Here is a 15431-nt window from a genome sequence, read left to right as displayed (position 1 = left end):
ATGCCTCACAGTCGGGTCAGTCCGCCAAATGGTCTTCGAGCATCACGCCGGCATCGCGCATGCGTGAGAGCATCGTATTGACCGACCCGTTGAGATCGATGCCGCGGCAGGCGTCGAGCCGCACGGTCGTCCTGAAGCCCTGCTTCACCGCATCGAGCGCCGAGAAGGCAACGCAGAAGTCGGTGGCAAGGCCTGCCAAAGTGACCGCCTCGATCCCCCGTTCCTTAAGATAGCCGGCGAGGCCCGTCGGCGTCGTATGATCGTTCTCGAAGAAAGCCGAGTAGCTGTCGATTGCCGTGCGAAAACCTTTGCGGATCACCAGCTCGGCCTTGGTCCAGGCGAGGCCTGAATGGAAATCGGAACCGAGGCTGCCCTGGATGCAATGGTCCGGCCAAAGCGTCTGCGGCCCGTAAGGCATTTCGACGGCCTCGAAGGGCTGCTTGCCCGGATGGCTGGAGGCGAAGCTCGAATGGCCGGCCGGGTGCCAGTCCTGCGTCAGCACGACATGCTCGGACCGCCGGATCAGGTCGTTGACTAAGGGCACGATCTCGTCGCCGCCGGCGACCGCCAGCGCGCCGCCGGGACAGAAGTCGTTCTGCAGGTCGATGACGATGAGCGCTTCCTCGGCCATGGGGCTCCCTCTCGTTGGGCTGGGCTCCAGCAAAATGCCGCTGACGCGACCGGAGGCAGAACCTTGATCAGATGGCCGGCGGCGTCAACCTCTAAGGCATAACAAAGCCGTGGCTCTGGATCGGGACAGGTTCTTGCGCCCACATCGCTTTGACAATCGCGGCGAAGTTGATATCATTTGCATACGAATGAATTTGCTCGAGCTGGAGGCCGGCAGGTTCCCTCGGAAAGGCCCCTTTTTGGGAAGGCAAAGCGTGATCCGTTACGCGAAACCCACCACGGTCGACGAGGCGCTCGCTTTGCTTGGCGAGGACAGCTGGCGCATCCTCGCCGGCGGCACGGATTTCTATCCCGCGCAGGGCGCAAAACCTTTTCGCGACAACATCCTCGACATCAACGGACTGGCCGCGCTGCGCGGCATCGTCGAGACCGAAGAGCATTGGCGGATCGGCGCCCGCACCACTTGGACCGATATCGTGCGCCAGCCGCTGCCGCCGGCGTTCGACGCGCTGAAGGCAGCCGCCCGCGAAGTGGGGTCCGTCCAGATCCAGAACGTCGCCTCCGTTGCCGGCAACCTCTGCAACGCCTCGCCCGCGGCGGATGGTGTGCCGGCGTTGATGGTGCTGGATGCCGAGGTCGAGTTGCGATCGGCGCAGCAGACACGGCATCTGCCGCTCGACGGCTTCATCCTCGGCAACCGCCGCACCGCGCTGCACTCCGGCGAGATGGTCACCGCCATTTGTATTCCGAAGCGCTCCGCCGCCGGCGCATCTTCCTTCGTCAAGCTCGGCGCCCGGCGCTATCTCGTCATCTCCATCGCCATGGCTGCGGCTCGGCTCGTGACAGAGGGCGGCGTGGTCGCGGATGCGGCAATCGCCGTGGGTGCCTGTTCGGCCGTCGCCCGCCGTCTGGAGGGCGTCGAGGCGGCCCTGCGCGGCCAAGCCGTCACGCCAGCGCTCGCCGATGCGGCGTTTTCCGCACCGGTCGATGAGCTCTCTCCCATTGCGGATGTGCGCGGCAGCGCCGAGTATCGAGAGCACGCGGCGCGCGAGATCGTGGCCCGTGCTGTGTGTGCCGCCGCCGGCGTCGGTGGCGGCGCCAAGGCGGCGGCATGAGCCTCACCGATTCCAGCATGGAACGTGCCGACATTGCCTTCGAGGTCAACGGCGCTGCGGTCAGCGTGTCTGTGCCGCCTGTGCGGCGGCTGTCGCAGGTCTTGCGCGACGAGTTGCGGCTGACCGGTACCAAGGTCGGCTGCGACGCCGGCGATTGCGGCGCCTGCACCGTGCTGGTCGACGGCAATCCGGTCTGCGCCTGCCTTGTGCCGGCGGCCTCGGTGTCCGGTGCATCAGTCACCACGGTCGAGGGCCTCGCCAATGGCGGGCTCTCCGCGCTGCAGGCGTCGTTCCTCGAACACGGCGCCGCGCAATGCGGCATCTGCACGCCTGGCCTGCTGGTATCCGCAACAGCGCTGCTGCAACGCAATCCCACGCCGAGCGAGGCCGAAACCCAGGACGCGCTCGGCGGCGTGCTCTGCCGCTGCACCGGCTACAGGAAAATCGTCGCGGCGGTGATGGATGCCTGGCAGCATATGAACGGCGTCGACCATCGCTTGCCCGAGGCCGGGCGCGCTGTCGGCGCCTCGCTCATCCGGCTCGACGGCCTGCCCAAGGTTACCGGCGCCGAGAAATTTGGCGGCGACACCTTCCCGGCCGACGCACTGGCCGTTCTCGTGGTCCGCTCCCCGCACTACCATGCCCGCTTCAGTTTCGGCGATATCAAGGCCTGGGCCAAAGCCCATACCGGCGTTGCCGGCGTTTTCACCGCCGCCGACATTGCCGGCAAGAACTGCTTCGGCGTCATCGGTCCCTTTGCCGACCAGCCGGCCCTCGCCGAAGGTTTCGCCCGTTTCCGCGGCGAGGCGGTGGCGCTTGTCGCCGGGGAGCGTGAGGCGATCCTCGATCTCGACCTGACCGATTTCCCGATCGCTTGGACGGAGTTGCCGCATGTCCTGCAGCCCCACGAGGCGAAAGCCGAGCGCGCGGCGCTGATCCACCAGCACAGGCCGGCGAACCTGCTCACATCGGGCTTCGTCGAGCGCGGCGACCCCGACGCAGCGCTTGCCGCCGCCGCCGTCACCGTGTCCGGCGCCATCGAGACCTCGTTTGTCGAGCACGCCTACATCGAGCCGGAAGCCGGCTATGCTTACATGGATGACGACACGCTGGTCGTCGTCGCCTGCACGCAGGCACCCTATATGGATCGTGACGACACCGCCAAGGTGCTCGGCCTTCCTGTCGACAACGTGCGCATCGTGCCGACCGCCACTGGCGGCGGTTTCGGCTCGAAACTCGATGTATCGCTGCAGCCGCTGATCGGCCTGGTGGCGATGAAGACGGGACGCCCGGCGGCGCTCGCCTATACACGCAACGAATCGATGATGTCGACCACCAAGCGCCATCCTGCCGAGATGAAGGCGACCATCGGCGCGGATGCCGAGGGTCGCGTCATCGGCATGATTTTCGAGGGAGACTTCAACACCGGCGCCTATGCGAGTTGGGGACCGACAGTCGCCAACCGCGTGCCGGTGCATGCCTCCGGTCCCTATCTAACGCCGAACTACCGGGCGGAAGGCCGCGCCATCCACACCAACGGCCCGATCGCCGGCGCCTTCCGTGGTTTCGGCGTGCCGCAGGCGACGATCATGCAGGAGACCCTCTATGACGAACTCGCTGACAAGCTCGGCATGGACCGGCTCGATTTTCGCTTGAAAAATTGCCTTCGTAACGGTTCCGAAACAGTCACCGGTCAGCACCTTGCGTCCGGGGTTGGCATCGGCGATTGCCTGGAAGCGCTGCGCCCATGCTGGCAGCGCGCGCTGGCGGAATCGGAAGCCTTCAACGCTGCCAGCACGGCAAGCAAGCGTGGTGTCGGCGTCGCCTCCTGCTGGTATGGCTGCGGCAACACCTCGCTGCCCAATCCCTCGACCATCAAGGTCGGCATTTCGGCTTCCGGTGACGTCGTTTTGCACCAGGGCGCCGTCGATATCGGCCAGGGTTCGAACACGGTGATCGCGCAGATCTGCGCCGACGCGCTCGGGCTGCCGCTGGACAAATTCCGGCTGAAGAGCGCCGACACCGCCATCACGCCCGACGCCGGCAAGACATCCGCCTCGCGCCAGACTTTCGTGACCGGCAAGGCGGCGGAAAAGGCTGGCCGCACGCTGCGCGAAAAGATCCTGCGCTTCGCCAATGTGTCCGGACAGGCGACGATCGCGCTCGAGGGGGCCAGCCTCAATATCCGCGAGGGCGAGGCGACCCGGCGTGTCGATCTGTCGAGCTTGAAGATGGATGCCGACGGGTTGGTGTTCGTCTCTGAGGAGACCTACGACCCGCCGACATTGCCGCTCGACGCCAAGGGCCAGGGCAAGCCCTACGCCGTCTATGGCTATGGCGCGCAGATCGCCGAGCTCGAGGTCGATCTCAAGCTGGGCATCGTCAAGCTGATCAAGATCACCGCCGCCCACGATGTCGGCAAGGCGATCAATCCGCTGCTGGTCGAGGGCCAGATCGAGGGCGGCATCGCGCAAGGCATCGGCATGGCGCTGATGGAGGAATATATCCCCGGCCGCACCGAGAACCTGCACGACTACCTCATCCCGACCATCGGCGACGTGCCGCCGATCGAGCACATACTGGTCGAGGTTCCGGATCCGGAAGGACCCTTCGGCGCCAAGGGCCTGGGCGAGCATGTGCTGATCCCGACGGCGCCGGCGATCCTCAACGCCATCCGCCATGCTGCCGGCGTTCTGGTCACCAAGGTGCCGGCGACGCCGAGCCGCATCCTGGCGGCGATCCGCGAAAAGGAGGCACGCAGATGAGCGAGCTTGCCGAACGTTTCGAAACCCACGATCCCGGCGAGAAGCAGGTGGCGGAAAAGATCCGCTGCGACGCCTGCCCGGTCATGTGCTACATCGCCGACGGCCGCACCGGCGCCTGCGACCGTTACGGCAATGTCGGCGGCCGCATCGTGCGCATGGATCCGCTGACCATTCTCGATCATGCGGCCGAGACCGGCGGCGCGGTCGTGCCTTTCGTTGCCGAGGGCGAAGCCTGGAATGGCGAATTGGTCAACACCGGCCGCCGCTTCGTCACCGCAATAGGCGCCGGCACCACCTATCCGGACTATAAGCCGGCGCCCTTCATCGTCAGCCAGGAGGTCGAAGGCGTCGATCTCGTCACGGTCGTGACCGAAGGCATCTTCTCCTACTGCGGCGTCAAGGTGAAGATCGATACCGACCGCCACATTGGCGACGAGACGGCAACCGTGCGTTCCGAGGGCGAGGCGATCGGCCATGTCACCACCGGCGAATACGGTTCGCAAATGCTGTCGCTGGGCGGCGTCCATCACCTGACCGGCGGCTCGAAAGCCGAGGGCCGCGCCACCTGCGATGCAATGCTCAATCTGTGCAACAGGAAGCCGGTCGAGCTCACCATCGACGGCGGCGCGACGGTCGTTGTCGAGGCGGGCAAGGCGCCGGTCATCGACGGCAAGGTCGAGCACCGCATGCGCGTCGGCTGCGGCTCGGCCACCATCGGCATGTTCGCCACGCAATGGCGCGGGCTGGTCGACGAGGTGGTGGTGGTCGATGACCACATCACCGGGGTCGTCTCCGAGCACCAGGCCGGCAAGGTGTTGGGCTGGCAGGATACGGGGATAAAAATCATCGGCCGCCGCTCGACGCCCGGCCGCTACTTCAAGGTCTCCGAGCCAGGCCTCGGCTGGGGCGGCACCACGATTTCCGATCCGCTGTCGATCCTGGGCGACTGGAATGCCAAGAAAGGCGCCCGTCCCGGCCTGTCGCTGCTCATGGTTTCGACCACCGGCGAGCAGTTCGCGTATTACGAGCTCGACGACCAGCTCAAACCGGTGGAAAGGCCCTTCCCCGAACGGCTGCAGAAATCCGTCGGCCTCATCGAGGACAATTGCGAGCCGGCGCTGTGCACGGTTCTCTTCATCGGCGGCGCCGGCGGCTCGCTGCGCGCCGGTGTCACCGAGAACCCCGTCAACCTGACCCGCTCGGTGCAGGGCCTGAAGACCTATGTCACGGTCGGCGGCGCGCCGGTCTATGTCTGGCCGGGCGGCGGCATCACGCTGATGGTCGACGTCACTCGCGTGCCGGAAGGCGCCTTCGGTTACGTGCCGACGCCGGCGCTGGTGGCGCCGATCGAGTTCACCATGCGCCGCGACGATTATGTCAGGCTTGGCGGCTACGAGAGCGAGATCCGCAGCGTCGAGGACATTCTTGCCAGAGGCGGCGAATACCTCAACCCGCGCCGTGGTGCCGGCGCGCCGGCCGGCAATCCCTGGCCGCCGCTGGCGCAACTGCGCCGCGCCCGGGCCAGCGAGGCCGGGCAATGAACGGCCCGCAGGCGCATTGGCTCGCCGATGGCCGGCGGCTCCATCTCAACCATGGACCGATCGATCTAGTCATCGAGGCCTTCGGCGAGGAGGACGAGCGCAGGGCCGCCTATGGCCAGGCCGTCACCCGCTTCCAGACGATCCTGACCGAGTTGGTCGAGGAGCTCCCCGAACTGCGCCGACCTGCATCTTTGCGGCCGCGCGCTTTCGCCGGACCGACGGCGCTGCGCATGGAGGCTTCCGTGGTGCCCTTGGCAGAAACCTTCATCACGCCGATGGCAGCCGTTGCCGGTTCGGTAGCCGACGAAATTCTGGCCGCGCTGCTTGCCGGCCGCCGCCTCGATCGCGCTTACGTCAACAATGGCGGCGACAGCGCCATCCATCTCGGCCGGACACAGTCGATGATATTGGCAATTGCCGGCACCGGGCACGGCCTTGCCGATCGCATCGCTGTTCGCGCTGAGGATCATGTGCGCGGCGTTGCCACCAGTGGCTGGCGCGGCCGTTCCTTCTCGCTGGGCATTGCCGACGCCGTCACTGTGCTTGCGCGGACCGGCGCCGAGGCGGATGCGGCGGCAACGCTAATCGCCAACGCCGTCGACCTCCCCGGCCATCCGGCGATCCGTCGCGTGCGCGCATGCGATCTAGTGCCCGACAGCGATCTCGGCGAGCGACTGGTGACGCAAGGCGTCGGCGCGCTTTCGCCTCGCGAGGTGACTCGCGCGCTGGACAACGGCCTTGCCGTCGCCGAAGATTTTCGCCGGCGCGGCTTGATTGCCGCATCGGCGCTGTTTCTCGCGGGCCAATCCCGCATCAGTGGCTCAGTGGCGCTGGCCGCGCCCAACAAGCATAAGGTGAAGGAAACTGCTCATGCCTGACTTTCCGATCCGCAAGGTCGCGGTTCTGACCGAGGAGATTTTTCACGACGGCGGGCCGGTGGCCAAGGAGCCACGCCGCCGCGCCGCCGCCCTTGCCGTGGTCAGGAATCCATTCGCCGGGCGTTATGTCGAGGATTTGCAGAGCGCGATGGAGGACCTGAAGCCGCTCGGGCTGCTTTTGACCGACAGACTGATCGCCGCGTTGGGCGGCGACGTGAAGAAGATCGACGGCTACGGCAAGGGCGCCATCGTCGGTTCCGCCGGCGAGCTCGAGCACGGCGCGCTGTGGCACGTGCCGGGCGGCTATGCCATGCGCGAGCGGCTCGGCGACGCCAAGGCGATCGTGCCCTCGGCGAAGAAGGTCGGCGGTTTCGGATCGCGGCTCGACGTGCCGCTCGGGCACATCAACGCCGCCTATGTGCGCAGCCATTTCGACGCGATCGAGGTCGGCATCAGCGACGGCCCGCGTGCCGACGAGATCCTGTTCTGCCTCGCCATGACCTGCGGCCCGCGTATCCATGACCGCATGGGTGGGCTGGCTGCGAGCGACATCAAGGCATGGGACGGACTGCGGTGAGCGGCGAGGACAATCTGCTGCGGCTGGTCGAGGCCGAAGAGCCGGACGAGAACGGCTATCATCTGCAGGATCAGGTCGGCTTCATCCTGCGCAAGGCCCATCAGCGCCATGTCGCCATCTTCGCGGCCCACATCGCCGATCTGACGCCACCGCAATTCGCAGCTTTGGCCAAGCTCCACGACATCGGCGAGACCTCGCAGAACCAGCTCGGCACGCTGATCGCCATGGATGCCGCCACGGTGAAGGGCGTCATCGACCGTTTGAAGGCACGCGGCCTGGTCGAGCTCTCCAAGCACGAGGTCGACAAGAGGCGGCTGCTGGTCAATCTCACGGCCGAGGGTCGCGAGGCGATCGAGCGGCTGATCCCGCTTGCCCGCACCATCACCGAGGAAACGCTGGCGCCGCTCTCGGCCAAGGAAGTCGCGACGTTCCTGAGGCTGCTGGCGAAGCTGGCGTGAACGGATGCCGTGCGCGGAATGCCGCATCCAGGATGTCAGCCCGCAGGACTCGCGCCCGCTAGAGCTTCCGGCGAGGGGTGCAATGCCGGCATCGAACCGGCGGCGCCGAGTTTGGCTTCTATGCCCGCGGTGCGATGCCAGATCACGGCGACGACCAGCATCGCGATGTAGCCGTCGACTTCATAGTGCCAGCCGGTATAGACCGAACCGAACAGGATGAAGATCGCGAATGCCCATCCGGCCACGCCGAGCCAGCGGTTGAGCCGCGCAAGATAGAACGCGTTCAAAGTGGCGATCGCCACATGCATGCTGGGCATGGCGGATATGCCGGTGCCAAGAGCCGGCAGGTCCGCCCTGTAGCTGTCGAGCAGGTAGTCGGAATAGAGCAGCACATGCTGGTTGCCCGGTCGCTGCTTCAACACCTCCACGAGTTCCGCAAAGCGGGTGCCGCCAAGAAACTCATCGTAAAAGATCGGTCCGACGGAGGAAAACAGCGTCGCCAGAAGGGTTCCGACCACCATGGTGACAAGCGCAAGAGCGGTGAGATAGCGCAGGTGCACCAACTGATTGGCGCCTAGCGCCGCAAAGAACAGCAAACCGAACCATTCGACGAACCAGATCTTGGCATAGGCGACCGCCACCAGCATCGCCAAGGTGTCGGAATCGAATGCGTGAGCGATCCGCCATGGCGCTTGGCCGTGCAGGAACTCCCCGATATCGGCCAGAGCCCTGTCGCAATAAAATGGCACGATGTCCGGTATGTTCACCTTCCACGTCGTGAACGCCGCAAGCGACAGAATGAAGATCACAACGACAAGTGCCGCCCGCAGCCCGTTCGAGCGAAACAATCTCACCATGAACCCGACCGGCGCGTCCGGTGACAGGATCACGGCCGCCAGGATGATCATGACGAGGAATGAGAATGATCCCCGGACAGCCAGTTCCGACAAATACATCTGCGCCACGTCGGCGTATGCCGAAGGCCAGGCCAGAGCCGCTCCAAGGACATAAAGCAGGCACAGAGCGAGCAGTCTGCGTGAGACGGTGTCGACTTTTGTGGCGTCCACCGGCCGGCCAGTCTGAGCCGGCACGATGGCATGCCCCGCTACCCCACTGGATAAGTCCATGAACGCCCCCAGCGCTGTTCACCTTTTCATCTATGGGTGCAGAATTAATATCTCCTTATCCGGGTAGCTTGGTTTTGAGGCGCCTTTGGGCAACTGCTTGGTCTCGCGTGAGATAACCGCGAATTCACTTTTCGAGATCAAGGCCCCATTCGTCCCTGACCTGCTCGGCGGTATAGTAGCCAAGCCTGACATCTTCCGCGATCAGCTTCGGATCACGCTCCCGCGGGTCGCCATAGCCGCCGCCGCCTGGCGTGCCGACGCGCACGCGGTCGCCGGCCTTGAGCGCGATGTCTTGTTCTTTGGACAGATGCGGCGGCACATGCGCTTCGCCGCCCCGGAACACCGTCACGCTGTTCGGCGCGCCATCCCTGCCGCCGAGCGCGCCCTGCGGCCCAAAGCGGCCGTGGTCCATGACGAAGGAGGCCCGCGCCTCTCCGCGCAGGATCTCCACCTCATAGGCAAGCCCGAAACCGCCGCGATGCTTGCCCGCTCCGCCGGAACCTTCGCGCAGCGCATAATGCCGGTAGAGCACCGGAAAGGCCTGCTCCATGATCTCTACCGGCGGCGACTTCGAAATGCCGATGGTCGAGCAGCCGTTGCTCAAGCCGTCATGGCCGGCATTGCCGCCATAGCCGCCGCCGGAGATCTGATACATGACGTAGTCGCGCCCGCGCGCCGGGTCGTTGCCGCCGAGCGCGAAGTTGCCGCTGGAGCCGGCGGGCGCGGCCGTCACCTTCTCCGGCAACGCCTGCACCATGGCCGCGAACACGGCTTCCGCGATACGCTGCGAAACCTCGGCCGCGCAGCCCGACACCGGCCGCGGATACTTGGCGTCGAGGAAAGTGCCCTCCGGACGCTTGACGACCAGCGGCTCGAAGGCGCCGGCGCTGATCGGCACTTCCGGGAAGATATGGCGCATGGCGAGGTAAACGGATGACAAGGTCGTCGCCAGCACGCTGTTCATCGGCCCGGCGCAGGGTCTCGACGAACCGGCAAAATCGAAGGTCAGCGTGTCGCCCGTCTTCTCGACGGTCAGATTGATGTTCAGCGGCTCGTTCACCACTCCGTCGGAATCGACGAAGGCCTGCGAGCGGTAGACGCCGTCCGGTATGACCGCGATCGAGGCGCGCATCTGCTCGGCGGCGCGGCGGCGCAGTTCCGCGATCGCCTCGATAACGGTTTCGTCGCCGTAACGATCCAGGATTTCATTGAGTCTGTCCTGGCCGATCAGCAGCGCCGCCGCCTGCGCGCGGATGTCGCCGATGCGCTGGTCCGCGACCCGGATGTTCGAGCAGATGATGGCGTAGATCTCTGGATCGAGCGCGCCCTTCTTGAACAGTTTCACCGGCGGCAGCCGCAGGCCCTCCTGCTCGACCGCCGTGGCCGAAGCCGAGAAGCCGCCCGGCACCGAGCCGCCGATGTCCGGCCAGTGACCGGTGTTGGATAGCCAGCAGAAGATTTTTCCGTCGCGATAGACCGGCATGACGAAGCGCACGTCCATCAGATGCGTGCCGCCGAGATAGGGGTCGTTGACGATGTAGATGTCGCCGGGCTCCGGCGCCAGGCAGCGACCGTCGGCGATCATCTCGATCACCGTCTTGGTCGAATATTGCATGACCCCGACGAACACCGGCAAGCCCTGGCTGCCTTGCGCGACGAGCGAGCCGTCGGCGGCCGAATAGATGCCGTCGGAGCGGTCATTGGCCTCGGCGATGACCGGCGAGAAGGCGGCGCGGGAAAACGTCAAATCCATCTCGTCGCAGACCTGCTGCAGGGCCGCCTGCAGCACCGAAAGCGTGATCGTGTCGAGCTTTGCTGCTTCGACGGCCATTGTTCAGGCCTCGCCGATGTCGATGACGATGTTGCCGTCGGCGTCCGAGCGCGCCCGGTCGCCGGGTTCGAGCACCGTGGTGGCATCCATCTGCTCGAGGATCGCCGGCCCCTCGATGACGGCGTCGAGCGGCAGCTGTTCGCGGGCATAGACCGGTGTTTCGCGCCAGGCGCCGTGATACCAGACCGGCCTGATCTCTCGCCTTGCCTCGTCAAGCGTTGCCGCGCGCCCCGCCGGGTCGATCAGCCGCGACAGGTCGACCTGCGGCCGCACGCCGGTGACCGAGGTGTTGAGATTGACGAGGTTGGCGCGGATTTCCGGCAGTTCGACCTTGAAGCGCGCGAAATAGGCCTTCTCGAACAGCTGCTGCAGTGTCGTCCGCGTCACCGACGACGACGGCAGCGGCACGTTGATGATGTGGGTCTGGCCGACGAACTGCATGTCGGCGGAGTGCGTCACGCGGATCGCATCCGGCTTCACCGCTTCCTTGGCGATCAGCGCCTCGCCTTCGTACCGGTGCCGTTCCAACAATTCGCGAAGCTTTGCTTCGTCGAGACTGCCCACCGGCTGGTTGACCGTGTTGACGAAGTCGTGGCGCAGGTCGGCGACGACGCAGCCGAGCGCGTTGGTGATGCCGGGCCGGGCCGGCACCAGCACTCGTGGCAGACCAAGCTCGCGTGCGAGCGCCGTCGCATGCAGAGGGCCGGCGCCGCCGAAGGCGAACAGCGCGAAATCGCGCGGGTCGTGGCCGCGCGACACCGAAACCATGCGGATGGCGCCAGCCATCTTCATGTTGCCGAGCCTCAGCACGGCGCCCGCCGCCTCGACGCCGGAGAGGCCGGTGGGCTTGCCGATCCTGTCCGCGAAGATTGCAGTCACGCTTTCGACGGTCACCGGATTGTCGACGGCCAACAGCTTGTTCGGCGCCAGCCGGCCGAGCACCAGGTTGGCGTCGGTGATCGTCGGTTCCATGCCGCCGCGTCCGTAGCAGTTCGGCCCGGGATTGGCGCCCGCGCTTTCCGGGCCGATCTGGATCAGCCCGGCCGCATCGACGCGCGCAATCGAACCGCCGCCGGCGCCGACTGTGTGCACCGCCACCATCGGCACGTGGATCGGCATCGCATACTCGATCTCGATCTCGTTCGACACGGCCGGTTCGGCGTTGCGGATCAGTGCCACGTCGGTCGACGTGCCGCCCATGTCGTAGGTGACGAGATTGCCGAAACCGGCGCGCTTGCCGGTGTAGGCAGCGGCAATCACGCCGGAAGCCGGACCGGACATCACCGTCTTCGCCGATTCCCGGGTGACGAAACGGGCCGAAATCATGCCGCCATTGCCGTTCATGATCAGGAAGTCGCGGGCATAGCCCTTGGAGGCCAATTCCGCGCGCAGCCGCTCGACATAGCGTTCCAGGATCGGCTGCACCGAGGCGTTGACCGCGGCGGTCACGCCGCGCTCGAACTCGCGTGCTTCCGACAGCAGTTCATGGCCGCTGGTGATGTGACTATTCGGCCAAAGCTCTGCCGCGATCTCGGCTGCCCGCCGCTCATGCGCGGGATTGGCGTAGGAATGCAGGAAATGGATGACGAGCGATTCGCAGCCGGCGTCTAGAAGCCGCTTCACCGCCTCGCGCATCTGCGTTTCGTCGAGCGGCACACGCACGGCGCCCGAGGCTTCGACCCGCTCCGACACTTCGAGCCGCAGATCGCGTGGGATGACCGGCACGAAGATGCCGGTCATGCCATAGGCTTGCGGCCTCGTGCGCCGGCCAAGCTCGATCACGTCGCGAAAGCCGCGCGTGGTGATCATGCCGGTCCGCGCCAGCCGGCGCTCCAGCACGGCATTGGTGGTGGTCGTCGTGCCGTGCACGATGAGGTCGATGCCATCGACCGGGAAACCGGTGGCGGCCAGCGCCGAGACCACGCCAAAGGCCTGATTTTCCACCGTGGTCGGCGTCTTGGCGATATGCACCTTCCCGCCCGCCTTGCCGTCGATCAAAAGCAGATCGGTAAAGGTGCCGCCGACGTCGACGCCGGCAACGACACTTCCCGCCGACGCCGAAAATTTCTCATTCATCGCCGAAACCCGAAATGCCAGGACTACGGATATGCCTCGGTTTGGAAAGGCGTTTTACGCTGCCATCTTGACCTGAAGATCATTTGTATACTAATAAATTCACGACACAAGAGCTTACCGCTTGGCAGTGTGTGAGGAGCACGTCGGAACCTGACCGTTCGGACGCGCAGGGAAAAGTTTGGCGCCGGGGCCCAGCGTCTGCGCCGGAAGGTTGGGTTTTATGAACACGACATCCGCGGTCAACATCGCCGGCGCCCGCCCGCTGAAGTTCCCGATTCCGGCCAATGTCTATGCCGAGACCGTCGTTTCGGTGAAGCACTACACCGACCGGCTGTTCTCGTTCCGCATCACCCGCCCGCAGTCGCTGCGCTTCCGTTCCGGCGAGTTCGTCATGATCGGCCTGCCCAACGCCGAGAAGCCGATCTTCCGCGCCTATTCGGTCGCGAGCCCCGCCTGGGACGACGAGCTCGAATTCTTCTCGATCAAGGTGCCGGACGGCCCGCTCACCTCCGAACTGCAGAAGATCCAGGTCGGCGACACCGTCATCATGCGCCAGAAGTCGACGGGCACGCTGGTGCTCGACGCGCTGACGCCGGCAAAACGCGTGTTCATGATTTCGACCGGCACCGGCATCGCGCCTTTCGCCAGCCTGCTGCGCGATCCCGACACCTATGAGAAGTTCGACGAGGTCATCCTCACCCACACCTGCCGCGACAATGCCGAGCTCGTCTACGGCCAGGAACTCGTCGCCGCGCTCGAGACCGACCCGCTGATCGGCGAGCTGACCGGCGGTCGCGTCACGCTGTACAATTCCACCACGCGTGAGGAATCCGCGCGCATGGGCCGCATCACCGCGCTGATCGGCTCCGGCAAGTTCTATTCCGATCTCGGCATCGACAAGCTCAATCCCGAGACCGACCGCATCATGATCTGCGGCTCGATGCACATGCTGAAGGACGTCAAGGAACTCGCCGAAAGCCTCGGCTTCCAGGAAGGCTCGCTCAGCCATCCCGCAAGCTTCGTCGTCGAGCGCGCCTTCGTCGGCTGAGGCGCGTCGCAGCCTGTCAACATCGGTGCTTTGACCATACGGTCAAAAATCTGCTGCTTCGGCGGCCTTTTTCCGATATGACCCCTTGAAAGACTCGTGAAGCGTCGCTTCACGAGCTATCTTCCTGCGTGCCGACAGGCACGAAGGCATAAGGCGCGCTAGCGCGCTGAAATGAAAGGGCAGGAGATGAGCAGCACCATCCGCGAGGCCGGCGCCGGCGCGTCCAAGGTCATGCCGCTGCCGGCGCGGACTGCCGCCAACACGCCGCTGCCGCTGGAACACGGTTTTGCCCGCAATCCCGGCATGAAGCTCGATCTCGGCTTCCTGGAGTCGGTGCGCAGCGTCAACCGCTCGGCGCTGGAACGTCGTGTCGCCACGCTGACCAAGCGGCGCTCGATCAAGGCCGACAACCAGGCGGCCTGGCTGCTGCGCGCCATTGCCTGCATGGACCTTACCACGCTGAACTCCAACGACACCGATGAGCGCGTGCGCCGGCTTTGCGCCAAGGCGATCAGCCCGCTGCGCAGGGATATCGTCGAGGGTCTCGGCATTGCCGGCGAAAGCATCCGTCCGGCGGCGGTCTGCGTCTATCATACCTTCGTCGCCACCGCGGTCGATGCGGTACGCGGCACCGGCATCCACGTCGCGGCCGTCTCCACCGCCTTCCCGCACGGGCTCGCGCCGCTCTCGACCCGACTGCAGGAGATCGAGGCCTCGGTGCGCGACGGCGCCGACGAGATCGACGTCGTCATTCCGCGCGGCCTGGTCTACGGCGCCAAATGGCGCGAGTTGTTCAACGAGATTGTTGCCATGCGCGCCGCCTGCGGCGATGCCCACCTCAAGGTCATCCTCGGCACCGGCGACCTCGCCACGCTGCGCAACGTCATGCTGGCCTCGATGGTGGCAATGATGGCAGGCGCCGATTTCATCAAGACTTCCACCGGCAAGGAAAGCGTCAACGCCACGCTTCCCGTCGGCCTGGCCATGGTACGCGCCATCCGTGCCTATTTCGAGGAGACCGGCTATCTCATCGGCTTCAAGCCGGCCGGCGGCATCTCGACCGCCAAGGTGTCGCTCGACTGGCTGGTGCTGATGAAGGAGGAACTCGGCCGGCCGTGGCTCGAGCCGGATCTGTTCCGCTTCGGCGCCTCCAGTCTCCTCACCGACATCGAGCGCCAGCTCGAGCATCACCTGACCGGCCATTATTCGGCCAACCATCGCCACGCGATGGCTTGAACCGGGCTAGCAACCTTGAACGTCGAGTTCCTTCGCGCCCCCCTCTGTCCTGCCGGACATCTCCCCCACTTGTGGGGAGATTGGCTGTCATCGATGATTTCGCCAATCGCCGACATTGCAGGACAGCAGCAGACAGGCGCGAAGGCTGA

Annotated in this window: 12 protein-coding genes; 8 read left to right on the top strand and 4 right to left on the bottom strand. The window is 65.5% G+C overall.

Going from position 1 to position 15431, the window contains the following annotated elements:
- Window positions 1-16: 16 nt before the first annotated feature.
- A complete protein-coding gene (gene pncA / locus EJ074_RS14665) occupies window positions 17-631 on the bottom strand; it encodes a bifunctional nicotinamidase/pyrazinamidase (protein WP_095805055.1) in 615 nt (204 codons plus the stop codon).
- Between the two features lie 253 nt (window positions 632-884).
- On the opposite strand from pncA, the gene EJ074_RS14660 reads away from it, so the two are divergent.
- Genes EJ074_RS14660 through EJ074_RS14635 form a run of 6 tightly spaced genes read left to right on the top strand, consistent with a single transcriptional unit; the run spans window position 885 to window position 7964 of the window.
- A complete protein-coding gene (locus tag EJ074_RS14660) occupies window positions 885-1745 on the top strand; it encodes a xanthine dehydrogenase family protein subunit M (RefSeq protein WP_095805415.1) in 861 nt (286 codons plus the stop codon).
- Entirely contained in the window at window positions 1742-4510 is a 2769-nt protein-coding gene (locus tag EJ074_RS14655; RefSeq protein WP_129553549.1) for a molybdopterin-dependent oxidoreductase, read from the top strand. The genes EJ074_RS14660 and EJ074_RS14655 overlap by 4 nt, the downstream gene beginning before the upstream one ends.
- Entirely contained in the window at window positions 4507-6051 is a 1545-nt protein-coding gene (locus EJ074_RS14650; RefSeq protein ID WP_095805054.1) for a 6-hydroxynicotinate reductase, read from the top strand. Before EJ074_RS14655 ends, EJ074_RS14650 begins: the two co-directional genes overlap by 4 nt.
- Window positions 6048-6929 carry a hypothetical protein gene (locus EJ074_RS14645; protein WP_095805053.1) on the top strand — a complete coding sequence of 294 codons (882 nt, stop codon included), beginning with the start codon at window positions 6048-6050 and terminating at the stop codon, window positions 6927-6929. Before EJ074_RS14650 ends, EJ074_RS14645 begins: the two co-directional genes overlap by 4 nt.
- A complete protein-coding gene (locus tag EJ074_RS14640; protein WP_129553548.1) occupies window positions 6922-7506 on the top strand; it encodes an amino acid synthesis family protein in 585 nt (194 codons plus the stop codon). Before EJ074_RS14645 ends, EJ074_RS14640 begins: the two co-directional genes overlap by 8 nt.
- Window positions 7503-7964 (top strand): MarR family transcriptional regulator, encoded by a 462-nt coding sequence (locus EJ074_RS14635; RefSeq protein WP_095805051.1) that lies wholly within the window; start codon window positions 7503-7505, stop codon window positions 7962-7964. The genes EJ074_RS14640 and EJ074_RS14635 overlap by 4 nt, the downstream gene beginning before the upstream one ends.
- 35 nt (window positions 7965-7999) lie before the next feature.
- Here EJ074_RS14635 and EJ074_RS14630 read toward each other — a convergent pair whose 3' ends face one another.
- From EJ074_RS14630 to EJ074_RS14620, 3 genes are all read right to left on the bottom strand, one after another.
- Window positions 8000-9091 carry a phosphatase PAP2 family protein gene (locus EJ074_RS14630; RefSeq protein WP_095805050.1) on the bottom strand — a complete coding sequence of 364 codons (1092 nt, stop codon included), beginning with the start codon at window positions 9089-9091 and terminating at the stop codon, window positions 8000-8002.
- A 124-nt stretch (window positions 9092-9215) separates the two neighbouring features.
- Window positions 9216-10922 carry a hydantoinase B/oxoprolinase family protein gene (locus tag EJ074_RS14625; RefSeq protein WP_095805049.1) on the bottom strand — a complete coding sequence of 569 codons (1707 nt, stop codon included), beginning with the start codon at window positions 10920-10922 and terminating at the stop codon, window positions 9216-9218.
- Window positions 10923-10925: 3 nt separating this feature from the next.
- Complete coding sequence (locus tag EJ074_RS14620; protein ID WP_095805048.1) at window positions 10926-12998, bottom strand: hydantoinase/oxoprolinase family protein; 2073 nt, start codon at window positions 12996-12998, stop codon at window positions 10926-10928.
- A 220-nt stretch (window positions 12999-13218) separates the two neighbouring features.
- Between EJ074_RS14620 and EJ074_RS14615 the strand changes: the two genes are divergently transcribed.
- Window positions 13219-14046 (top strand): ferredoxin--NADP reductase, encoded by an 828-nt coding sequence (locus tag EJ074_RS14615; protein ID WP_095805047.1) that lies wholly within the window; start codon window positions 13219-13221, stop codon window positions 14044-14046.
- Between the two features lie 186 nt (window positions 14047-14232).
- Window positions 14233-15282: a deoxyribose-phosphate aldolase gene (deoC, locus tag EJ074_RS14610; protein WP_095805413.1), complete on the top strand. Its 1050-nt coding sequence runs from the start codon at window positions 14233-14235 to the stop codon at window positions 15280-15282.
- Window positions 15283-15431: the final 149 nt, after the last annotated feature.

The organism is Mesorhizobium sp. M3A.F.Ca.ET.080.04.2.1 (assembly GCF_003952525.1).
Lineage (GTDB): Bacteria > Pseudomonadota > Alphaproteobacteria > Rhizobiales > Rhizobiaceae > Mesorhizobium.
The sequence above is the reverse complement of the archived record's forward strand: the minus strand, read 5'-3'. Positions and strand labels throughout refer to the sequence as shown.